General features: G+C 68.0%; 21 protein-coding genes and 1 pseudogene. 9 read left to right on the forward strand and 13 right to left on the reverse strand.

What is annotated here, in order from left to right:
• Positions 1–16: 16 nt before the first annotated feature.
• Positions 17–499 (reverse strand): cation:proton antiporter regulatory subunit, encoded by a 483-nt coding sequence (locus tag A8G08_RS18215; RefSeq protein ID WP_068277232.1) that lies wholly within the window; start codon positions 497–499, stop codon positions 17–19.
• Positions 500–555: 56 nt separating this feature from the next.
• Positions 556–915: a DUF952 domain-containing protein gene (locus A8G08_RS18220; RefSeq protein ID WP_068277236.1), complete on the reverse strand. Its 360-nt coding sequence runs from the start codon at positions 913–915 to the stop codon at positions 556–558.
• 236 nt (positions 916–1151) lie between these two features.
• Here A8G08_RS18220 and A8G08_RS18225 point away from each other — a divergent pair, with 236 nt between their 5' ends.
• Complete coding sequence (locus tag A8G08_RS18225; RefSeq protein ID WP_068277239.1) at positions 1152–1346, forward strand: DUF7455 domain-containing protein; 195 nt, start codon at positions 1152–1154, stop codon at positions 1344–1346.
• A gap of 77 nt (positions 1347–1423) precedes the next feature.
• On the opposite strand, the gene A8G08_RS18230 is transcribed toward A8G08_RS18225, so the two are convergent.
• Positions 1424–3112: a DEAD/DEAH box helicase gene (locus tag A8G08_RS18230; protein WP_068277286.1), complete on the reverse strand. Its 1689-nt coding sequence runs from the start codon at positions 3110–3112 to the stop codon at positions 1424–1426.
• A 345-nt stretch (positions 3113–3457) separates the two neighbouring features.
• Between A8G08_RS18230 and A8G08_RS18235 the strand changes: the two genes are divergently transcribed.
• Complete coding sequence (locus A8G08_RS18235) at positions 3458–4627, forward strand: YihY/virulence factor BrkB family protein (RefSeq protein WP_084436489.1); 1170 nt, start codon at positions 3458–3460, stop codon at positions 4625–4627.
• On the opposite strand, the gene A8G08_RS18240 is transcribed toward A8G08_RS18235, so the two are convergent.
• Entirely contained in the window at positions 4594–4845 is a 252-nt protein-coding gene (locus tag A8G08_RS18240) for a DUF3039 domain-containing protein (RefSeq protein ID WP_425394579.1), read from the reverse strand. The genes A8G08_RS18235 and A8G08_RS18240 overlap by 34 nt on opposite strands.
• Before the next feature lie 101 nt (positions 4846–4946).
• On the opposite strand from A8G08_RS18240, the gene A8G08_RS18245 reads away from it, so the two are divergent.
• Positions 4947–5303: a DUF3099 domain-containing protein gene (locus A8G08_RS18245; RefSeq protein WP_068277288.1), complete on the forward strand. Its 357-nt coding sequence runs from the start codon at positions 4947–4949 to the stop codon at positions 5301–5303.
• Here the strand turns inward: A8G08_RS18245 and A8G08_RS18250 are convergent.
• Positions 5285–6580 carry an MFS transporter gene (locus A8G08_RS18250; RefSeq protein WP_068277242.1) on the reverse strand — a complete coding sequence of 432 codons (1296 nt, stop codon included), beginning with the start codon at positions 6578–6580 and terminating at the stop codon, positions 5285–5287. The genes A8G08_RS18245 and A8G08_RS18250 overlap by 19 nt on opposite strands.
• A 62-nt stretch (positions 6581–6642) precedes the next feature.
• Here A8G08_RS18250 and A8G08_RS18255 point away from each other — a divergent pair, with 62 nt between their 5' ends.
• The 3 genes from A8G08_RS18255 to A8G08_RS18265 all read left to right on the forward strand — a co-directional run bounded on the left by A8G08_RS18255 (position 6643) and on the right by A8G08_RS18265 (position 10315).
• A complete protein-coding gene (locus tag A8G08_RS18255; RefSeq protein WP_425394580.1) occupies positions 6643–7617 on the forward strand; it encodes a GlxA family transcriptional regulator in 975 nt (324 codons plus the stop codon).
• A 60-nt stretch (positions 7618–7677) separates the two neighbouring features.
• Positions 7678–9156, forward strand: coding sequence for a DUF7782 domain-containing protein (locus A8G08_RS18260; RefSeq protein ID WP_068277246.1), 1479 nt, complete (start codon positions 7678–7680; stop codon positions 9154–9156).
• Positions 9157–9346: 190 nt separating this feature from the next.
• The gene (locus A8G08_RS18265) at positions 9347–10315 is read left to right on the forward strand and encodes a sigma-70 family RNA polymerase sigma factor (protein WP_068277248.1); all 969 of its coding nucleotides are present in this window, start codon (positions 9347–9349) and stop codon (positions 10313–10315) included.
• 142 nt (positions 10316–10457) lie between these two features.
• Here the strand turns inward: A8G08_RS18265 and A8G08_RS18270 are convergent, their stop codons facing one another.
• Positions 10458–13157, reverse strand: a complete 2700-nt coding sequence (locus A8G08_RS18270; protein ID WP_068277249.1) for a bifunctional acetate--CoA ligase family protein/GNAT family N-acetyltransferase — start codon at positions 13155–13157, stop codon at positions 10458–10460.
• A gap of 15 nt (positions 13158–13172) precedes the next feature.
• Positions 13173–14351: an acetoin utilization protein AcuC gene (locus tag A8G08_RS18275; RefSeq protein ID WP_245672887.1), complete on the reverse strand. Its 1179-nt coding sequence runs from the start codon at positions 14349–14351 to the stop codon at positions 13173–13175.
• A 279-nt stretch (positions 14352–14630) separates the two neighbouring features.
• Between A8G08_RS18275 and A8G08_RS18280 the strand changes: the two genes are divergently transcribed.
• Both A8G08_RS18280 and galE read left to right on the forward strand, forming a co-directional pair.
• Positions 14631–15317 (forward strand): iron-dependent transcriptional repressor DtxR, encoded by a 687-nt coding sequence (locus A8G08_RS18280; RefSeq protein ID WP_068277255.1) that lies wholly within the window; start codon positions 14631–14633, stop codon positions 15315–15317.
• A gap of 66 nt (positions 15318–15383) precedes the next feature.
• Positions 15384–16358 (forward strand): UDP-glucose 4-epimerase GalE, encoded by a 975-nt coding sequence (gene galE, locus A8G08_RS18285; RefSeq protein WP_068277260.1) that lies wholly within the window; start codon positions 15384–15386, stop codon positions 16356–16358.
• Positions 16359–16372: 14 nt separating this feature from the next.
• Here galE and A8G08_RS18290 read toward each other — a convergent pair whose 3' ends face one another.
• The 3 genes from A8G08_RS18290 to A8G08_RS18300 all read right to left on the reverse strand — a co-directional run bounded on the left by A8G08_RS18290 (position 16373) and on the right by A8G08_RS18300 (position 19162).
• Positions 16373–17539, reverse strand: coding sequence for a DUF4192 domain-containing protein (locus A8G08_RS18290; RefSeq protein WP_068277289.1), 1167 nt, complete (start codon positions 17537–17539; stop codon positions 16373–16375).
• A gap of 151 nt (positions 17540–17690) precedes the next feature.
• Positions 17691–18410 (reverse strand): DUF5642 family protein, encoded by a 720-nt coding sequence (locus A8G08_RS18295; RefSeq protein ID WP_245672885.1) that lies wholly within the window; start codon positions 18408–18410, stop codon positions 17691–17693.
• 86 nt (positions 18411–18496) lie between these two features.
• Positions 18497–19162, reverse strand: coding sequence for a DJ-1/PfpI family protein (locus A8G08_RS18300; RefSeq protein ID WP_425394581.1), 666 nt, complete (start codon positions 19160–19162; stop codon positions 18497–18499).
• Between A8G08_RS18300 and A8G08_RS28500 the strand changes: the two are divergent.
• Positions 19101–19343 (forward strand): annotated as a pseudogene (locus A8G08_RS28500) (DJ-1/PfpI family protein); the annotation flags it as partial. The gene A8G08_RS18300 and the pseudogene A8G08_RS28500 sit on opposite strands and share 62 nt — an antisense overlap.
• Positions 19344–19355: 12 nt before the next feature.
• Here the strand turns inward: A8G08_RS28500 and A8G08_RS27560 are convergent.
• The 3 genes from A8G08_RS27560 to A8G08_RS18310 all read right to left on the reverse strand — a co-directional run.
• On the reverse strand, positions 19356–19619 hold the full coding sequence (locus tag A8G08_RS27560; RefSeq protein WP_084436485.1) for a hypothetical protein: 264 nt from the start codon (positions 19617–19619) through the stop codon (positions 19356–19358).
• Positions 19620–19719: 100 nt separating this feature from the next.
• Positions 19720–20352, reverse strand: a complete 633-nt coding sequence (locus A8G08_RS18305) for an MBL fold metallo-hydrolase (RefSeq protein WP_068277271.1) — start codon at positions 20350–20352, stop codon at positions 19720–19722.
• Positions 20349–21064 (reverse strand): zinc-binding dehydrogenase (locus A8G08_RS18310; protein ID WP_068277274.1); only part of this gene is annotated, 716 nt, incomplete at its 5' end. The genes A8G08_RS18305 and A8G08_RS18310, both read right to left, overlap by 4 nt.

The raw sequence follows: 21064 nt of genomic DNA on the forward strand, positions 1-21064 counted from the left end.
CGCCTCTCGCGCTCGCTCATCCGTGCGTGAGAATCTTCGCGGCGGCATCGAGGCCCTCGGATGTACCGACCACGACGAGAACGTCCCCGCCGGTGAAGTTGAAATCGGGACCGGGCGATGGCTGCAGCTGCCCTGCACGCATGACCGCCACGATCGACACCTTCGTCCGGGTGCGCATCGCGGTCTCGCCGAGGCTCCGCCCGTCGTAGGGTGAGCCACCAGCGATCGGCATCTGACGTGTGTTGATGCCCGGCAGGTCGCGATGATCCTCCTGCAACTGCGCGACGAGTTGCGGAGCTCCGAGCAGATTGCCGAGCACCGCGGCTTCCTCGTTCGAGAGCGGCACCTGCGTGGCGATCGCGTCGGGATCGTCGCTCTTCGACACGATCAGGTCCTGTGTTCCGTCGCGCCGTGACACCACGCCGACCCGGCGTCCGGAAGCGATCTCGAAGTCCTTGCGGACACCGATCCCTGGGAGCGGAGTGACTTCCACATTCACAAACCGAGCCTATCCTCGCGACCGGACAAAAACCCCAAACTCCGGACCGGTTTGGTTCACGGCGACAGCGGAGCGAACCGTCCGGTGACATCGGGCTGGTACGACGTGATATCAATCACAGCGTCCACCGGGATCGGGCCGTAGAGGTGCGGGAATCGCATGGACTCCGGGTCCGTCGCGACGCCGGGCTCCCAGCGCACCGGCGCGCCGAGGGCGTCCGGGTCAAGGTGCAGCAGCACGAGATCGGTCCGGCCGAGGAACAACCGGTTGGCCGGAAGGTGCACCTGCTCGGGCGACGACAGGTGGACGAATCCTTGTGCGTCAAGCGATTCCGGGCGGCGCTCGCCGGCACGGCGGGCATCGTCCCACTCGCCTCGAGTGCAGATGTGCAGCAGGGTTTGTGCACCACTGGACATGGGGACTCTCACCTCACTACTGCTGGATTCGACTCCGTTGGGCGCATAGGGGCCCGGGTAGTCACGCGAAGGGTGAAGCTACATGTTTCGTGTAAGTGACAACACAATCAACCCGGCGGGGGAACAACACACGAAGCCCAAACGTCTGACAGAGTGAACGAACCGCAGCGAGCAAACGTGCGGCGGAACGAGGACCAGGTGGGTGCCACGGCACCAATCGCCAGGACGGAGGAGTCATGCAAGAAACTCTGATCAGCACCCCGTTGACCGCGGCCGACCGCTGCGACCGGTGCGGTGCCGCAGCAAAGGTTCGTGCCGTGCTCTCGTCGGGTGGCGAATTGCTGTTTTGCCAGCATCACGCGAACGAGCACATGGACCGCCTCCGTGAACTTGACGCGACCGTCGAGTCCGAGCCCGTTCCGGCGAGCTGAGTAGCGCCAACCACACAACTACGACAACGCAGCGGGTGACCGAGAGGTCACCCGCTGCGTTCGTCTTGCCCGGTGGATCACCACCGGCGAAGTGCCGCGATCCGCTCGCTCAGCTGCTCGGCCGACGCGATCGCGGTCGGCGGGCCACCGCACTGACGGCGCAACTCGCCGTGGATGATCCCGTGCGGTTTACCGGTCCGGTGATGGTGCATGGCGACCAGGCCGTTCAACTCGCGCCGCAGGGCGCCGAGTTGTTCGGCCGCGTCGGGCGAGGAACGCCGCGCCGGCGCGGGGGCGTCGGGCTGGACGGTGTCCCCGCCTGCCGTACGCGCGGACACCTGTTTGGTCTGCCGTTCGCGCAGCAGGGCCCGCATCTGCTCGGCGTCGAGCAGTCCGGGTAGCCCCAGGTAGTCGGCCTCCTCGTCGGATCCGGAGAAAGTCGCCGTGCCGAAGGACGACCCGTCGTAGATCACCTGGTCGAGCTCGGCGTCGGCGCCGATCGAGGTGAACAGCTTCTCGTCCTCGCCGGGCTCGTCCTGCTGCTTGTTGGCCTCGGTGAGCAGCTCGTCGTCGAAACCTTCCTTGGGCCGGTGCGGCTTGCCGATGACGTGGTCGCGCTGCGCCTCCATCTGGCTCGCCAGATCCAACAGCACCGGCACCGAGGGCAGGAACACGCTCGCGGTCTCACCCGGGCGGCGGGACCGGACGAATCGGCCGACGGCCTGCGCGAAGTACAGCGGGGTCGAGGCGCTCGTGGCGTAAACGCCGACCGCGAGGCGTGGGACGTCGACGCCCTCGGACACCATGCGGACCGCGACCATCCACGGCTTGGTACTCGCGGCGAAGTCGCTGATGCGGCCCGAGGAACCCGGGTCATCGGAGAGGACGAGCGTCGGCGGCTCCCCGGTCAGTGTGGTGAGCAGGTCGGCGTAGGCGCGGGCAGTGGTCTGGTCGGTCGCGATGACGAGCCCACCTGCATCGGGCATGCCCGAGGAACGCAGCTGGCCCAGCCGTGTGTCCGCGGCGCGCAGGACCGAGCCGATCCAGTCGCCATTCGGATCGAGCGCGGTCCGCCAGGCACGAGCGTTGTGCTCGGCACTGAGCGGCTCGCCGAGCCGGGCGCTGTACTCCTCGCCCGCGCTGTCGCGCCAGTGCGCCTCGCCCGAGTACGCCAGGAAGACCACTGGGCGCACAACACCGTCGGCGAGCGCATCGGAGTAGCCGTAGGAGTGGTCGGCGCGCGAGCGCGGCAGGCCCTCATCATCGGGCTCGTAGGTGACGAACGGGATCTGACTGTCGTCGCTGCGGAACGGGGTTCCGGTCAACCCGACGCGGCGGGTGGCGTCGTCGAATGCCTCGCGGACACCCTCGCCCCAGCTCTTCGCGTCACCCGCATGGTGGATCTCGTCGAGGATCACCAGCGTGCGGCGATTCTCGGTACGGACCCGGTGACGCGTCGGGTGAGCCGCCACCTGCGCATAGGTCACGACGACGCCGTGATAGTCCGACGAGGTCTGGCCCGTCGAATTCGAAAACCGGGAATCCAGCGCGATACCGAAATTCGCGGCCGCGGCGGACCACTGATGCTTGAGGTGCTCGGTCGGCGCGACGACCGTGATCTGATCGACCGTGCGGTCGGCGAGCAGTTCGCCGGCCAGCTTCAACGCGAATGTGGTCTTACCCGCGCCGGGTGTCGCTACCGCGAGAAAGTCGCGTGGCTTGGTGGACAGGTACTTCGTCAGCGCTCGCCGCTGCCAGGCTCGCATCGAGCCGGCTACCTCGCTTCGCACCGCTTACCCGACTCCTTCGCTGTGGAATTTGGTCTTTCCCCGACCCGCCGCGACGAGCTTAGCGGGGCTCGGTGACGCGGGCGGCAAGCGCTCGGCACGGTGTGGGCGACACGACACGAGGCGGGCGATCGGGCGTCTGCGATCCGAGTGCGGGATGCTTGAACCATCATGGGGAACACGGTCGGGTCCGGCGAAGATCGCCCGGGCACTGCACAGCGCAACGGCACAGATGTGTCGAACAGCATCGACGATGGTGCATTGAACGCCGCGGACGCTGCCGCATCGAAAGATTCCGCCGCTTCCCCCGAAGATCCCGAGTTCATGCGGCTGCGCGGTCGGGGACCGTGGCAGGTGACCTGGCGACTGATCTGGCGAGTCGCAACCAAGGCGTGGCGCGACTCGATCTTCGGACGGTCGGCGACGGCCGCGTTCTGGCAGACCCTTTCGCTGCCGCCGCTGCTTATCGGCCTGCTCGGCAGTATCGGGTACGTCGGCGGCTGGTTCGGGCCGGACACCCTCGACGTCATCGAGGCGAAGATCATCGCGTTCAGCCGGGACGCGTTCAGCGAGAGCGTGGTCGACCAGCTGATCGCGCCCACGGTCGCCGACGTGCTCCAGCGCGGCAAGATCGGGATCGTGTCGGTGGGCTTCGTCATATCCCTGTGGGCGGGATCATCGGCGATGGCGACCTTCGTGGATTCGATCGTGCTCGCGCACGACCAGAAGGACTGGCGACATCCCGTGTGGCAGCGCATTTTCGCGCTATTGCTTTACGTGGCGTTTCTGATCACCGCGGTATTCGTGCTGCCGGTGGTGGCGCTGGGGCCGACGCTGATCGCGCGCGCGATGCCGGAATCATGGGACTCCGTGGGGTCCATGCTGGTGGACTACTTCTACTATCCGACCGTGGCGTTGGTGCTGATCGTCGGGCTGACGACGCTCTACAAACTCGCTCTGCACACCTCGCTGCCCTGGCACCGCCTCCTCGGCGGTTCGCTGCTCGCCGGCGGCTTCTTCATCGCTGCGAGCGCAGGTCTACGCCGCTATCTCGGCTGGGTGGTGAGCACAGGCGTGAGCTACGGCGCGCTAGCCAGCACGATCGCGTTCCTGCTGTTCACGTTCTTCCTCGGCTTCGCGGTAATCCTCGGTGCCGAGTTCAACGCGGTGGTGCAGGAGTTCTGGCCCGCGCGGGCGACCCGGATGGAACAGATGCGGGAATGGATCGCCGCTCAGGCGAACGAGAGCCCGACGATCGCGATGGCGACCGGACCGCTACGGACGGCCACCGACCGGGTCATCGACATGGTGCGCGGCGAGCAGCACCCGGCCGCAAATCAGAACGGAACCGACCTCGACCCGGCGCAGAATGCCCGCCTCGGGGCCGCGCAAAACGGCGCCCGTCAGGACCCTGTCGCGCCACAGGCCGACTACCAGGGCACTGTCGCGCCGCTTCCCGACTACCCTTCCTCCCCCTTGCGCAGGCCGTCGTAGACCTTTTTGCACTCCGGGCACACCGGGCTGCCGGGCTTGGCCGATCGGGTAACCGGGAACACCTCACCGCACAGCGCGACCACGTGGGTTCCCATCACCGCGCTCTCGGCGATCTTGTTCTTCTTCACGTAGTGGAAGAACTTGGGGGTGTCATCACTAGTCGACTCGTCGGTGGTTTCGTCGGGCCGGACCTTGGTTTCGGTGCTCACGACATCCATGATGCCGCAGCGCCACGTCCCCAGTCACCCGGGATTCGCAATCGCGAGCACACAGTGACAGCATGGAGAACATGGCGCGGGGAGCCGAATTCGACGATGGGATGCACCACATCTCCCGTTTCGGCGAACCCGCGGAACCCGGTTCCGCAAACAACCCCGCGCTGATCACAGGCGCCGCAGTCTCCTTCGAGGAACAGCACCGCGCGCGGGTCCGCAGGTACACGATCATCATGGCGTTCCGTATCCCCGCGCTCGTGCTCGCCGCGGTCGCCTACAGCGCCTTCGGCAGCGCCCTGGTCGCGGCGCTGATCATCGCGGTGTCCGTGCCGCTGCCCTGGATCGCCGTGCTCATCGCGAACGATCGCCCGCCGCGCGACAAGAACGAGCCGAGTCGCTATCAATACCGCCGCCCGGAACCGCCGGCGATCGGCGGGACGCATCACACCATCGAGGGCTGAGCACTCGCAGGTTCGCGGCGCTGGATAGACGCGGACATCAACGCGGCCAGCGCGCACAGCCCACCCGCGATGTACCAAGCGAGGTCGTAGCTGCCCTGTAGGTCGCGGATCGCGCCCGCGCCGGCGGCAGCGATCGCCGCTCCGATCTGGTGGCTCGCGAAAACCCAACCGAACACGATCGGCCCGTCGTTGCCGAACCACTCGCGGCACAGTGCCACGGTGGGTGGGACCGTGGCGATCCAGTCCAAGCCATAGAAAATGATGAAGACGAGCATGCTCGGTTGCGTCTGCGGCGCGAACAGCGAGGGCAGGATCAACAGTGACAGCCCCCGCAGCGTGTAGTAGGCGACGAGCAGCAAACGGGCATCCATCCGGTCGGTCAGCCAGCCGGAGAAGATCGTTCCCGCGACATCGAAAACCCCGACCACCGCGAGCAGGGTCGCGGCCGTCGTGATCGGCATGCCGTGATCGTGGGCGGCGGCGACGAAATGTGTTCCGATGAGTCCGTTCGTCGAGGCCCCGCAGATGGCGAACCCGCCGGCCAACAACCAGAACGTCGGCGTCCTCGCGGCCTTGCCGAGCACCCGCACGGCACGCCAGGCGTCCGGGGCATGGGTGACGCGCAGGCCTTCCTCGCTGTCCGGAGGTGCGCCGTAGGCCCGCAGGCCGACATCGCTCGGATAGTCGCGAATGAACAGCACGACGAGAGGCACCACCGCGAGGGCGGTGGCGGCGACGACGATCGCGGGGACCCGCCACCCGTGCGCGTTGGCAAGGGCCGCGACGAGCGGCAGGAAGACCAGCTGACCGGTGGCGCCGGCCGCCGTGAGGATTCCGGTGACGAGACCGCGCCGTGCGACGAACCAGCGCCCGGTGATGGTGGCGACGAACGGCATCGCCATCGAGCCGACGCCCAGCCCCACGAGCAGCCCCCAACACAGCACCAACTGCCAGGCCTCGGTCATGAACACGGTCAGGCCACTGCCCAGTGCCACGAGCAACAGCGCGATCGAGACGACGCGGCGGATGCCGAACCGGTCCATCATCGCGGCCGCGAACGGCGCCATCAGCCCGTAGAGCAGCATGTTCAGCGAAACCGCGGCGCCGATCGTCGCGTGCGACCAGCCGAACTCCTCGTGCAGCGGATCGAGCAGCACGCTGGGCACCGACCGGAATGCCGCCGCGCCGAGCAGGGCGACGAACGCGACCGCGGCCACGATCCAGGCGCGATGCAGGCGAGGGCGGGGTGGCGCGAGAAGTTCGGTCACGCCGACCATCGTCTCGCTCTCTCGCCCCCGCAGCGAGTGGCCAAAATGCCAATATGTGTCAAAATATGGCCATGCAGTTGTTCCGGCCACACCGGGTGGCCGTGCTCGCCCTGGAACCGGTGATCGGCTACGACATGTCGATCCCGCCCGCCGCCTTCGGCTACGCCACGGGGCCGGACGGTTCCGCGCTCTACGACGTCGCCGTGTGCGGGGTCGATACGGCACCGGTTCCGACGCCTTCGGGATACGCGATCGTGCCCGCGAATGGCCCCGAACTGCTCGAATCCGCCGATACCGTCATCATCCCGGGCACCCGACTGTCCGGCCCACGAACCGACGGCACCGTGCCCGGACCGGTCGCCGACGCGCTGGCGACGATCCGTCCCGGCACGCGGTTGATGTCGATCTGCACCGGTGCCTTCGTGCTCGCCGCCGCCGGCCTGCTCGACGGGCGCCCGGCGACGACGCATTGGGCCTACGCCGAGCAGTTCCGCGCGCTCTATCCGCGCGTACTTCTGGACGAGAACGCGCTGTTCGTCGATGACGGCGACGTGCTCACCTCCGCCGGGCTCTCGGCCGGAATGGACCTGTGCCTGCACGTCCTGCGCCGCGATCACGGCAGCACGGTGGTCAACCGCGTCGCCCGGCACCTCGTGGTGCCGCCGTATCGCGACGGCGGTCAGTCGCAATTCATCGAGCGCGGACTCCCCGACCCGGGGTCGGCGGGGACCGCACCCACCCGCGATTGGGCCCTGCAGCATCTCGGCGAGCCTCTCGATCTGGTCACGCTGGCCGAGCATGCACAGATGAGCGTGCGCACATTCAGCCGCCGGTTCAAGGCCGAGACCGGCCTTTCGCCGGGCGCGTGGGTGCAGCAGCAGCGGCTGCGGCACGCCCGGCATTTGCTGGAGACCACGGATCTGTCGGTCGAAAGGGTCGCCTCCGGCGCCGGCCTGGGTAGCGCGGCCGCGCTGCGGCATCACATGCGCATCGAACTCGGTGTGTCGCCGCTGCGCTATCGGCAGACGTTCCGGTCCGGGGTCTGACCACACGCGCGGAGTCTGCGGAGCGCAGGCGACGGGAGCAATTGCGGCAGAATCTCCAGCGTGTCCGCACTCGTCGAGCTTGCTGCCGACCTCCGAATCGCCCTGCTCCGGACGGGCTACCACCCCGACGCCCTGCTCGAGGTGCTCGGTACCGACGCCCATGCCGCGCTCGGCCGATCGGAACCGGTTCCGGCCCGCCGGGCCGCTCGCACAGCCGGGGAGATCGGCACGTTGATCAGGTTGTTCCTGCTCGGCGATGCACTGCCCGAGGATGAGGTCGCGGCGGCGCTGCACCCGGTTGAGATCGACCGCGCGGTGGCGGCTGGGCTGCTGGAGCGCGCCGGCGACAGAATTCGCCCAGGCCTCGCCCTGCGCCCGGTCGACACCGGCGGCGGGACCCGCTGGATCGTCTCGGACCTCGATGACAATGTGCGCCGTCGGGCGCTGCCCGCCGATCACGTGCTCGGCGTCGGCCACGCGTCGCTGTCGCTGCTGCGGGCCACCCCGACCAGCCCGGCGGGAACCGTGCTCGACCTCGGCACGGGTTGCGGCATTCAGGCGGTCCACGCGGCGTCCTATGGCGACAAGGTGACGGCGACCGATGTCCTTCCGCGGGCGATCATGCTGGCCGAGGCAACCGCGGCGATCAATGAACTCGACATCGAATTCCTCACCGGGTCGTGGTTCGACCCGGTCGCAGACCGGCGCTTCGACCGGATCGTCGCCAACCCGCCGTTCGTCGTCGGCCTCGGCCGGGTGACCCATACGTACCGCGATTCCGGACTCGCCCTCGACGGCGCGAGCCGCCTGGTGATCGAACGTGTCCCCGGCCTGCTTGCACCCGGCGGTTTCGCCACGCTGCTCGCGTCCTGGGCGCATATCGAGGGCGAGGATTGGCGCTCGCGCGTGTCGTCCTGGCTGCCCGACTACGGCGTGCAGGCGTGGATTCTGCAACGTGATGTCGCAGATCCGGCGCTGTACGTCGGCACGTGGCAACGCGATTCGGGCCAGGATCCGCGCGACGAGGACACCCAGCGCCAGGCCGAGGAATGGCTCGATACGTTCGCCGAGGCGAATGTCGAGGGGATCGGGTTCGGCTTCGTCTACCTGCGAAATATCGACGGGCCTACCGAGGTCCTCGCCGAGGACCTGTTCCACGAGTTCTCCGACGCCCTCGGCGACGAGGCCGTCCGCCATTTCGATCGCACCGATTGGCTGCGTACGGCTGATCTGCCCGCCTCGCGCTTCTCGGTCGCGGCTGCGGCGGCGCTGGAGCGGGTGTACCAGGCGGGCGACGAGGGCTGGGAACAGCTGGTCGCGCGCATCCACCGTGGTGATGGGCCTCGCTGGCAGCACGAGATTGATGATGAGACCGCATCGCTGCTGGCAGGAATGCGCGCGGACGGTCTGGCGTTGGAAGAACTGGTCGCACTCCTAGCGTTCGCTTCCGGCGACGACGAGCCGACACCAGAACTGATGGCGGCTGCCACGGACTCCGTACGGGCATTGGTGCTGCACGGGCTGATAGATCCCGCCTGACGTGCGCTACCTCATCGGTGTGAGGGCGGGTTCTCCCGACCCCGGTGTCTAGGGAGCTGTTCTCAGCAACTTCTCAGGACCAGCGCACGATTTTCGCAGGTCGGACGGTTTTGATTGACGCTGTCGCGGGAACTTCTAGGGCTGCGATCCCGTTGTTCTCATTGACACACCACCGATAGGGAGGCAAGTCATGACAAGCCCCAGCACCGTTCGAGTGCGCCCCGCCGCCGCCGATCTCGACGCCCAGAGCCCCGCCGCCGATTTGGTACGTGTGTACCTCAACGGAATTGGCCGTACCGCCCTGCTGAGCGCCGCGGAGGAAGTCGACCTGGCACGGCGCATCGAGGCCGGGCTATACGCCCAGCATGTGCTGGACACGGGAAAGCGGTTGTCGCCCGCACGCAAGCGTGACCTGGGCATTGTCGTCCGCGAAGGCCGGGCCGCCCGCTCGCACCTGCTCGAGGCCAACCTTCGTCTCGTCGTCTCCCTCGCCAAGCGCTACACCGGTCGCGGAATGCCGCTGCTCGACCTCATCCAGGAGGGCAACCTCGGCCTGATCCGCGCGATGGAGAAGTTCGATTACGCGAAGGGCTTCAAGTTCTCGACATATGCCACCTGGTGGATTCGCCAGGCGATCACACGTGGGATGGCGGATCAGAGCCGCACGATCCGCCTCCCCGTCCACCTCGTCGAGCAGGTCAACAAGCTCGCCCGCATCAAGCGGGAGTTGCACCAGCAGCTCGGCCGCGAAGCCACCGATGAGGAGCTGTCGGCCGAGTCGGGCATTCCGGTCGCCAAGATCACCGATCTGCTCGACCACAGCCGGGACCCGGTCAGCCTCGACATGCCCGTCGGCAACGACGAGGAAGCTCCGCTCGGCGACTTCATCGAGGACTCCGAGGCCACCTCTGCCGAGAGCGCCGTGATCGCCGGCCTGCTGCACAGCGATGTGCGTGTTGTGCTGGCAACCCTCGACGAGCGCGAGCAGCAGGTGATCCGCCTGCGGTACGGCCTCGACGACGGGCAGCCGCGCACGCTGGACCAGATCGGCAAGCTGTTCGGGCTGTCCCGCGAGCGGGTTCGCCAGATCGAACGCGAAGTAATGACGAAGCTGCGCAAGGGCGAGCGAGCCGACCGGCTTCGCGCCTACGCCAGCTGAGCACCGAACAGACCCGACTCGTGATCGGCGTTAGCCGATCACACGCGCGCACCGGCCGGATCTCCGCAGCCCTTTCCCCCTCGAGGCTGCGTAGACCGACCGGTGCGTTGCTGTCTGCGCCGCCGGCCGGGAGCGTGCGCGGTCAGTAGGTCAGCCGTCGCGGCCCGACATCGAAATTGCTCGGCTCCGGACCGATCCGCAACCGGCCGTAGAGCACCTCGACCGATTCCGCGGACACCAGCACCGGCTCCAACGCGACCTCCCGAATATCGGGCAGGTCGTCACACATAGCCGAAATCCGTTGCGCCAATTCCGCGATGGCGTCCTTGTCGACCGGTTCGAGAGTGCGATAACCGGACAGCAGCGGAGCAGCCCGGGGCGCGTCGAGCAGTTCCATCGCCTCCCCCTCGGTCAGCGGCAGCGCGCGATACGCGCGGTCACCGATCAGGTCCATGATCATCCCGGACAGGCCGAACTGGATCACCGAGCCGAACGACGGGTCATCCCGAACCCGCAGCACGACTCCGAGGCCTTTTCGCGCCATCCGCTGCACGTGCACAAGCGACTGCCCCGAGATGGCGGAGAGATCGTCGTAGGCCAACCGCACCGAGTCGGGAGTGGCCAGATCCAGCCGCACACCGTCCAGGTCGGCGCGCTGGCGCCACATCTCCCCCGTCGCCTTCACCGCCACCGGATACCCGAGTTCCTCGGCCGCGGACACGGCCTCGTCGGGACCGACGACCTCCCTAAAGTCCACGACCTCGATCCCGAAGCAGTCGAACAGCCGGACCGCCTCCAGATCCGACAGCCAGCGGCCGTCCGGTGACTGCACGAGCCACTCGGCGACCAGCGCGCGGGCGGCGTCGGTCTCGATTCCGTCGGGTCGCACGACCTGCGATGCCGGTTTCGTCCGCCACACCGCGTAGCGGAGCGCCTTCGCGAGCGCGTGGACCGCGCGTTGCGGGTCGGAGTAGGACGGGATCGAACCGCGAACCGGATGGCCGCGCTCGTCCCGGACCGCGAGGGGTCCCGGGATCCCTTCCGCCGCAGCAAAACTCGCGAGTACCGGCTTGTTCGGGAACTCGTCCACTGCGGCCCGCATCGCCTCGGCGAACGGCGTCCCGTCGACCGGCACGGCGGGCGAGAAGATCGACAGCACCGCGTCGACCTCCGGGTCGACGAGCATTGTTCGCAGCCACTCGCGGTAGTTGTCCGGGGTTGCCGCGGGCCCGAGCCCGACTGCGTGGGCGATGTCGAAGCCCTCGGCGCGGGCCTTGTCGGTGCTGAGCCGGTTCAGCGCCGCGCTATTGCCGACCACCGCAAGCCGCGACCCGGCCGGCAGGGGCTGATAGCCGAGCAGCACCGCGCAATCGAACAGCTCGTTCACCGAGACGACCTGGATGATGCCGGTCTGGGCGAACATGTCCGCGACGACGGCGGAACCGGCCTCGTCGGCTCCCGCTTGGCCGAGCACACCCGTCCGGCCGGTGCCGACCACGACGATGGGCTTGGAACGCGCCACCCGCCGCGCGATCCGGGAGAACTTTCGCGGATTGCCGAACGTCTCGAGGTAGAGCAGTACTACTTCGGTGTCGGCATCGGTATCCCAGTACTGCATCAGGTCGTTGCCGGACACGTCGGCGCGGTTTCCGGCGGACACGAATGTGGACAGTCCAACTCCCCGGTTCGCCGCCTCACGCAGAATCGCGGCACCGAGCGGGCCGGACTGGCAGAAGAACCCCACCCGGCCGCGCTGCGGCAGCACTGACGCCAGCGTCGCGTTCAGCGCGACCGCGGGATCGGTGTTGGCGATGCCGAGCGCGTTCGGCCCCACGACGCGCATGCCGTGCCGGCGGGCGTCGTGCACGATCCGCTGTTCGGCGGCTCGGCCCTCGTCCGTGCCTTCCTCGGCGAACCCCGCCGCGAGCACGACGAGTCCTTTGACCCCCTTCGCGAGGCAGTCGTCGAAGACCTCACCCATCGACCCGGCCGGCACCGCCACCACCGCGAGATCGACGTCGTCGGGGATATCGCGCACGGTGGCGTAGCTCCGCACACCGTGCACCGAGCGGTGCGAGGAATTGACCGGGTACACCGGGCCGGTGAACTCGGCGGCGAGCAGATTGGCCAGCGCGGCCGTGCCGACCTTGCCCGGCGTGGCGGATGCTCCGATCACCGCGACCGAGCGCGGCGTCAGCAGGTTGCGCACGCTGCGCGCCTCGCTCGCGCGTTCGCGGGCGTCGCGCACCGACAGCAACGCGTCGGTCGGGTCGATCGCGAACTTGAGATGCATCACCGACCCGTCGAGGCTGCGCTCGAGCTCGTACCCCGCCTCGCGGAACACCATCAACATGCCGCGGTTCTCGGACAGCACCTCGGCGACGAAAGTCTCTATGCCGTTCTCAGCCGCCGCGCCGGCGAGGTGTTCGAGCAGGATCGAGCCGAGGCCTCTGCTCTGGTGCGCGTCGGCAATGACGAAAGCGACTTCCGCCGAACGGGTTCCGACGTCGTCGGGCAGGCCCTCGTAGCGGCCGATGCCGATGATCTCGTCGCCGAGGACTGCGACGAATGCCACCCGTTTGTGGTAGTCGATGTTGACATCGTGTTCGAGTTCCTTCGCCGACAACCGCGGGTGCGGACCGAAGTAGCGCAGGTATCGGGACCGGTCCGAGAGTGCCTCGTGGAACTTCACGACAAGTTCTGCGTCCTCCGGCGCGATCGGCCGAAGCGTAACCACGCGCCCATCGGACGCGAGCACATCAGCGATCCAGTGCCGCGGAAATCCCGGATCCGCCGATGTCACCCGGTGCTGGGCGGAGTCGAGGTTCGTCTCGCCGGTCACGTGCCCTCCTGGTGGTCAGTCGCGGGGGTCGTCCGGATCGAGGCCGAGCAGTGGAAACACCGCTCGGCGAGTGGCCTGGATCGACCCGTCCACCCTGACGAGCGCCCGGTCGTAGGCCGAGTCACCGGTCTCGGGCGCACCGCCCGGCCCGTCCCAGGGCAGGTAATGCGCGAGTTCGCCATCGCCCATCGCCGTCGGCAGTTCGACTGCGGGCGCCAGCCGGGTGATCCGCGCATTCCACTCCTCGGGGATCGGGGTGGCCGGGTCGATATCGCGATCGAGAGCTGCGGCGATCAGGTGGGTCCACGACCGCGGCACGACGCGCACCAACCCGTACCCGCCGCCGCCGACCGCAAGCCAACGCCCCTCGGCGTAGCGGTCGGCGAGATCGCGCATCGCGAGGAAAGCCGCGCGTTGGCCATCCACACTCAGCGCGAGATCCGCCAACGGATCCTCACGATGGGTGTCCACGCCGCACTGACTGACGATGATCTGCGGGGCAAATGCGGCAATCGCGCCGGGCACGACCGCATGAAAGGCCCGCAGCCACACCGGATCCGACGTGCCGGGCAAAACAGGCAAATTGACCGCCCGGCCGGCACCCTCGTCGATACCGACCTCACTCGACCACCCGGTCCCCGGCCACAACGTCGCCGGATGCTGATGGATCGAGACCGTCAGCACCCTCGGGTCGCCCTGGAATGCGCGCTCCACACCGTCGCCGTGATGCACGTCGACGTCGATATAGGCGATCCGGTCGTAGCCGTTTTCGAGCAGCCAGGAAATGGCGACCGCGACATCGTTGTAGACGCAGAAGCCCGACGCCGCCGAGGCCAGCGCGTGGTGCATTCCGCCGCCGATACTGACAGCCCGCCGGGCGCGACCTGCGGCGATCTCCTTTGCCGCCGCCAGGGTGCCGCCGACGATGGTCGACGCCGCCTCGTGCATATGCGGAAAAATTGGATTGTCGCTGTTCCCGAGACCGAACGGAGCATCCGTCGGCGCGTCGTCGCGGGGCTCGAAATCCTCCGGCGGCCGGTTGTCGACGTCCTTGACCGCCTCGATGTAGCGCGCGGTGTGGATGCGCAGCAGATCCGGTTCGGTAGCGGCCGCCGGTTCGACGACCTCCACGCCCTCGAGCAGCCCGATCGACGTGGCAAGTGCCATGGTCAGGTCCAGGCGCACCGGGTTCATCGGGTGCCCCTTGGCCCAGGTGTAGCTCAGATAACGCGGTGACCAGACCAATGCGTGCCCGGGACCGGATTGTGACCGCCCGGACCGATCAGTTGGCGGCTCACCCTCGCGCGCCTGCACAGCCATGTGGTTCAAACTACTTCGCTGCCTGGAATCTCGGCCTGCCTTGCGATGTTGATAGTGGTGCACGCCTCTCGATCGACTCGTCGCCCGGGCGGCGTGGAAGACCCGATTCGCTGCGCGGACCGGTAGAATTTGCGTGGACGAAGGGGTGTGAGGGTGAAGGATCTTGTCGACACCACGGAGATGTATCTCCGCACGATTTACGACCTCGAAGAAGAGGGCGTAATTCCGCTGCGGGCGCGCATCGCCGAACGGCTCGAGCAGAGCGGTCCGACGGTGAGCCAGACCGTCGCACGTATGGAACGCGACGGATTGCTGCTGGTCGCCGGAGATCGACATCTCGAGCTGACCCCCAAGGGACGATCGCTCGCGGTCGCCGTCATGCGCAAGCACCGGCTCGCGGAGCGTCTGCTCGTCGATGTCATCGGCCTCGATTGGTCCGAAGTGCACGCCGAGGCATGCCGCTGGGAGCACGTCATGAGCGAACAGGTCGAGCGTCGCCTCATGGAGGTGCTCAACCACCCGACCACGTCGCCGTACGGCAATCCGATCCCCGGCCTCGAAGAGCTCGGCCTGGAAGAGAACTTCAACACACCCGAACGCCTCATCCGGCTCACCGAGATCCCCAACGGTGCGCCCACTGCTGTCGTCGTCCGCCGCCTTGCCGAGTACGTGCAGTCCGAGCCCGACGTCATCGCCAGTCTGCGTGAGGCGGGAGTCGTCCCGGACGCGCGCGTTACAGTCGAGACCAAGCCGGGCTCGGTAGCCATTGTGGTTCCGGGTCATAGCGCTTACGAACTCAGTGAAGAGATGGCCCACGCCGTGCAGGTGAAGCTGGTCTGACAACGACCGCGCCCGCCGGGATGACTGTGTGGAACACGCAGACCGTGGCGGACGCGAAGGAGCGTTGTGAAACTTCTGGTGACCGGCGGTGCCGGCTATGTCGGCAGCGTGTGCGCCAAGGTTCTGATCGAGCGGGGCCACGAGGTCGTGGTGCTCGACGACCTGTCCACCGGAAATGCCGACGCCGTGCCGGAGGGCGCCGCGTTCGTCGAGGGTGATCTCGCCACCGAATCCCAGCCGTTGCTCGCGGACGGCAGTTTCGACGGGGTCCTGCATTTCGGGGCGAAATCGCTGGTCGGCGAATCGGTTATCGAGCCGGAGTCCTACTGGTACGGCAACGTGGTGAAGTCGCTCGACCTGCTCGAGGCGATGCGCGAGTCGGGTACGACCCGGCTGGTGTTCTCCTCTACGGCGGCGACCTACGGCGAGCCGGAAACCACGCCCATAACCGAGGATGCGCCTGCGCGCCCTACCAATCCGTACGGCGCCAGCAAGCTCGCTATCGACCACGCCATCACCTCGTACGCGATTGCGCACGGTCTCGCCGCCACCAGCCTGCGATATTTCAATGTCGCCGGCGCGTATGCCGGGCTCGGCGAAAACCGGCTCGTGGAAACCCATTTGATTCCGCTCGTGCTGCAGGTGGCGATCGGCCGGCGCGAGAGCATCGCGGTATTCGGCACCGACTGGCCCACTCCGGACGGCACGGCAGTGCGCGACTACATCCACATCCGCGACCTGGCGGAGGCGCACGTGCTGGCGCTCGAGTCCGCCGAACCCGGAAAGCACCGGATTTACAACCTCGGCAGCGGCAACGGATTCAGTGTGCGCGAGGTCATTTCGGCATGCGAGCGGGTCACCGGCAGCCCGATCAACGCCCAGGACGCTCCCCGGCGCGCGGGTGACCCCGCAGTGCTGGTGGCGTCGAGCGCGCGGGCGATCGCGGAGCTCGGCTGGAGTCCGCAGCACACGCAGCTCGACGAGATCGTCGCCGACGCATGGACGTACCTGCAGTCGCTCGGCGACCGCGCACGAGGCTGACCCCGGTCGCATGATCAACGCTCCCGCGCAGGCGGGAGCGGCACCCCGAGCGTGCACGCTTGCTCGAACCCACAGGTCGCCAGTTCGCGCATCGCCTCGGGCCGAATCCCGCCCTGCAGCGCCGAGTCGAGCATCCACGCGAGCCGGTGTTCCGGGTCCGCGGTCAGCGCCGCCTCGAACGCAATGCCCGCAAGCGGGCCATCTCCGCGCACGTAGGCGCTGAAGCCGAGCAGGGTTGCGGCGTCGGCACGTTCCGGATGAGGCAGCACGCGGGTCATCGCCAGCCACAGCGCTTCCGCAGCGAGATCCTTCTCACCGACCGCCAGCGCCATCACGGCGTCACGCACGATGCGATGTTCCAACGCCAGCGCGAGTGCCGCGAACGCCCGCGCGGAAGGTTCCTCGCCGCTGGCCAGATTGTCGACTTCGAACAGCACGAACTCGAGTTTCTTTCGCGCGGTGAAGCTTCGGCCCGTTCGCTGCCCACCGAAGCGCTCGGCCTGTGCCGCGCGCACCTCGGGCAGGGCGCGCGCGACTTCGCGCCGCCGGGCACGATCGCCGGTGAGCAGATCGGCCAACTCGGTGCGTGAAGCGCGGATCTGCCTGCCCTCCAGCACATGTGCGGTTGTCACCGGCGACACGTCCGGATCCGGCACGAGTCCGTTCCTGGGGTCATCGAGCAAGCTCCACCACGGACTGCCAGTCGCGATTTCACAAGTGACATGAGCGCCGATCAAAGCACAGCCATGCTTCCCCACCGCCCGCGCGACGGCTTCGACCACCGCGGTGTGCAGCGGCGCGCGGGACATGGCCGCGCATTCCGCAGTCCCGTCCCCAGTGCACCAGTGACAATCGCGGCAATCCGCGTCCTGGTCCACCACGACGGCGATCACCGAGGTTGCCCGTTCGCGGGCGCACACGATGGCGAATTGCTCGATCGCGGCGGCCATTTCCGCAGTGAGACCCGGCTCGATTGCCGAATCGCCTGGCGGGGCGATCAAATCGTGTCGCATCACAGCGCCGAGTGCCGTGCCGGTCGGTCCCCCGAGGCACACCAGGACCACCGAGCGCTCCGGCCGGAAGCCGAGCATCGCCGGGATCGCGGCGAGGAGATCGCCGGGATCACTGATACGCAGCGGAGGTCGCGCGGTCGGGTTGAACGGGTCAGCCGAAGTCGTCATGTCCGACAGCGTGCCCGCGGCCGGCACCCAACTCCGTTGCGTGACCTGGGCTTTCACACTTGCCTGTGGACACGCTGCCCACTGTGGACAACCCGCGCCGCAGGGCCATCGAGCGACTGGGTTTGTCGGTATGGCGGTGTAGGGCCCGACGTTAGGCGTGCGCGACCCGCGCGACGGCGTCGGTGAAGATCGCGTCCAGCGCGGTCGTATCGGGTTGAATCCCGTTGAAGCTCATGTACGTCGCGGAAACCCGCACGTCATCGCACTGCGCGATGAAGGTGAGCATCGACTGCGCGAGGCTGACGGCACCGGTCCCGGATCGCACGGTCTGGCGCACGGCCAGCGCGTCGTCGGCGTTCACCACCGGCGGCGGGAGCAATTCGGTGTGGACCGTGGACTTCGTCTGCGCGGTGGTGACTTCCACGTCTGGGCAGCGCCGCAACTGCGCTTCGTACTGGTCGAGCGGCTGGTCGGTGCGACTGAGCGCGACCGTGATCGTGGCCCGGCTCTTCGCGTCCGTGCCGACCACGATCGCGGCCTCGTCATTGTCGCGATTCTGCTGCGCCGGTTCACATCCCGCTGGCTGCACCTTGGCTCCCGGCGGGATCCCCGTCAGGTCCGCAGCGGCCTGTTCGACCGCCTTGGGCGACAGCACCACCGCCGGATAACGCGCGGGGAATTCCTCGGGCCCGGGCAGCAGATCAGCGAGGCTGGCATCCAGCCGCGCGGGTGGTCCGGCGCCCTCGGGTACCGCAGTGCCCGATACCTCGGCTGCGCAGCCGGCGGTGAATATCGCCAGCGCGGCGAACACGCCGAGCCGACTCAGTACCGATGACTTCGCCCCTGGGTTTCCGGCTGTACCCATCCCCATGCGTTCCGATCCTCGTAGCGACTGTCCGCGGGGCGGCGTGTTGCAGCCCCCGCGAACAGTGTGCCTGCCGGTACGCGCAAGCGCCGTCAGGGCGCCGCCGGTTCCTCTGAGCTCGCGGAATCGAGGAGGATCTCGGCTACGAGCGCGATGACCTCGGACCCGGCCTTCGCGGGGGACCCGGCGTCGAATGGGGGTTGCGGGTCGTACTCGATCGCGAGCTGGATGGCCTTGGCCACGTCCTCGCCGGCCAGCCTTGCGGCGAGGGTGAGGCCGAGATCGATGCCCGACGAGATGCCTGCGGCAGTCGCCACCTTGCCGCGGATCACCACTCGATCGCTCGACGGGACGGCGCCGAGCGAACCCAGCACTTCGAGAGCTCCCCAATGGCAGGCGGCATCGATTCCGTCGAGTACGCCGGCCCGAGCAAGGTACAGCGATCCGGTGCACACGCTTGTCGTCCACGTTGTGGTGGGGTGCACGTCGCGGAGCCAGCGCACCAGCGGGTCATCGTCTGTGCCGGTCGGGTCCGCGAATCCGCCTGGCACGACGATCACGTCCCGTGCGGACATCTCGTCGAAGCCTGCCGTCGCAACGACAGCGCGCGGGTGTGGTCGAGTACCGGTTTTCACGGGCGGCCTTGTTATGGAGGCGGAGCCCATCGCGGAAATGCAGCAACCGGTCGACACGCTGATGGTTGCCGGTGGCCACGGCTTCCTCGCCGCTCGCACCGATCGTGGCCTCATCGAGCACATCCAACGGATGGCACGGCGGAGCCGACGGGTGGCATCGGTGTGCTCGGGCACCTTCGTCCTCGCCGAGGCCGGGCTGGTCGACGGCAAGCTGGTGACGACGCATTGGGCCGCTGCCCCGTACCTGGCGGAGTGGTACCCGTCGGTCACCGTCGAGCCCGACCGCATTTACGTGCGCGACGGCGAGGTGTGGAGCTCAGCGGGGGTGACCGCCGGCATCGACCTCACGCTCGCGATGGTGGCCGAAGACCTGGGCGACGCGCTGGCCAACGAGATAGCGCGTGGGATCGTGCTGCCGGTCCGGCGCTCGGGCGGTCAGTCCCAGTACAGCGCGCAGCTCGCGGCCCGCGGCAGCTCCTCGCCGCAGCTCGCTCCTTTGCTGGCGTGGATGGCAACCAATCTCGATTCCGACCTGTCTGTCGCCGCCCTCGCCGACCGCATCGGGTGGGGCGAGCGCCACACCGCGTCTTCCAACGCCGCCTGGCGACCACGCCCGCGCAGTACCGTCGATCTTTCTCGACTGCGGGCTGAAGCGGCCACCGCCCGCCTCTACCCAAGCGTCAGTGACCGCGCGCGATCCACTCCTCGAGGTGCGGCGCCTCGTCACCGATGGAGGTGGAATCGCCGTGCCCGGTGCGCACTCTCGTCTCCGCCGGCAGCTCGAACAGCCGCGCCGAGATCGAATCGATGATCGTCGGGAAGTCCGAGAACGAGCGGCCGGTCGCACCCGGGCCACCCGAGAACAGGGTGTCGCCGCTGAACAGCTCACCGGCCTCCGGGACGTAAAGGCAGATCGACCCCGGTGAGTGACCCGGCGTGTGCACGACCACCAGGTCGGTACCGCCGACCGAGATGCGGTCGCCGTCGGCGAGGGTGCCGTGCGCGACACCGGCGTGAGTCTGCTGCCAGAGCATGTCGTCGCCGGGGTGCAGGAGCACCGGGGCGTCGAGCTGCTCGGCGAGTTCGGGGGCGACCGTGACGTGGTCGTTGTGCCCATGCGTGCATACGATCGCGCGCACGCTCCGGCCGGCCACGGCGTCGATGATCGGCGTCGCGGTATGGGCCGCGTCGATCACCACGACCTCGTCATCGTCACCGACGACCCAGATGTTGTTGTCGACATCCCAGGTGCCGCCGTCGAGGCTGAACTGCCCCGACGTGACAACCCGGTCGACCCGGAACGCGCCGCTCATGCCACGACCACCGACCGCAGCACCGCACCGGCGTGCATCGTCGCGAACGCCTGCTCCACCTCATCGAGCGAGATCCGCTCGGTGACGAACTTGTCCAGCGGCAGCCGGCCCTGCTGGTAGAGGTCGACGAGCATCGGGAAGTCGCGCTCAGGCAGGCAGTCGCCGTACCAGGAGGACTTGAGCGATCCGCCGTGGCTGAAGAAGTCGATCAGCGGCATCTCGAGCGTCATGTCCGGCGTCGGCACACCGACGAGAACCACGGTGCCGGCCAGGTCGCGGGCATGGAAGGCCTGCTTCCAGGTCTCCGGGCGGCCGACCGCGTCAACCACGACGTCCGCGCCGAAGCCATCGGTGAGGTCCTGAATCGCCTGCACTGCATCGGCTTCCGAGGCGAGGACGGTGTGGGTCGCGCCCAGCTCGGTCGCCCAGTCCAGCTTCCGCTGGTCCAGGTCGACCGCGATGATCTTGCTCGCGCCGGCCAGCTTGGCACCGGCGATCGACCCGCAGCCAACACCGCCGCAGCCGATCACGGCCACCGTGTCGCCGCGGCCGACATTGCCGGTATTCATGGCGGCACCGATGCCTGCCATCACGCCGCAGCCGAGCAGGCCGACAACCGCCGGGTCCGCCTCGGGATCCACCTTGGTGCACTGCCCGGCGTGCACGAGCGTCTTCTCGGCGAAGGCGCCGATGCCGAGCGCGGGAGTCAGCT

Origin of the sequence: Aldersonia kunmingensis (genome assembly GCF_001646865.1) — a bacterium.
GTDB lineage: Bacteria > Actinomycetota > Actinomycetes > Mycobacteriales > Mycobacteriaceae > Aldersonia > Aldersonia kunmingensis.

Coding starts and splice junctions, on each gene's coding strand:
- A8G08_RS18220 (WP_068277236.1), bottom strand. CDS start 915: ATGTCCAGTGGTGCACAAACCCTGCTGCACATCTGCACTCGAGGCGAG.
- A8G08_RS18225 (WP_068277239.1), top strand. CDS start 1,152: ATGCAAGAAACTCTGATCAGCACCCCGTTGACCGCGGCCGACCGCTGC.
- A8G08_RS18230 (WP_068277286.1), bottom strand. CDS start 3,112: ATGCGAGCCTGGCAGCGGCGAGCGCTGACGAAGTACCTGTCCACCAAG.
- A8G08_RS18235 (WP_084436489.1), top strand. CDS start 3,458: ATGCGGCTGCGCGGTCGGGGACCGTGGCAGGTGACCTGGCGACTGATC.
- A8G08_RS18240 (WP_425394579.1), bottom strand. CDS start 4,845: ATGGATGTCGTGAGCACCGAAACCAAGGTCCGGCCCGACGAAACCACC.
- A8G08_RS18245 (WP_068277288.1), top strand. CDS start 4,947: ATGCACCACATCTCCCGTTTCGGCGAACCCGCGGAACCCGGTTCCGCA.
- A8G08_RS18250 (WP_068277242.1), bottom strand. CDS start 6,580: ATGGTCGGCGTGACCGAACTTCTCGCGCCACCCCGCCCTCGCCTGCAT.
- A8G08_RS18255 (WP_425394580.1), top strand. CDS start 6,643: ATGCAGTTGTTCCGGCCACACCGGGTGGCCGTGCTCGCCCTGGAACCG.
- A8G08_RS18265 (WP_068277248.1), top strand. CDS start 9,347: ATGACAAGCCCCAGCACCGTTCGAGTGCGCCCCGCCGCCGCCGATCTC.
- A8G08_RS18275 (WP_245672887.1), bottom strand. CDS start 14,351: ATGAACCCGGTGCGCCTGGACCTGACCATGGCACTTGCCACGTCGATC.
- A8G08_RS18290 (WP_068277289.1), bottom strand. CDS start 17,539: ATGACGACTTCGGCTGACCCGTTCAACCCGACCGCGCGACCTCCGCTG.
- A8G08_RS18295 (WP_245672885.1), bottom strand. CDS start 18,410: ATGGGGATGGGTACAGCCGGAAACCCAGGGGCGAAGTCATCGGTACTG.
- A8G08_RS18300 (WP_425394581.1), bottom strand. CDS start 19,162: ATGTGCTCGATGAGGCCACGATCGGTGCGAGCGGCGAGGAAGCCGTGG.
- A8G08_RS18305 (WP_068277271.1), bottom strand. CDS start 20,352: ATGAGCGGCGCGTTCCGGGTCGACCGGGTTGTCACGTCGGGGCAGTTC.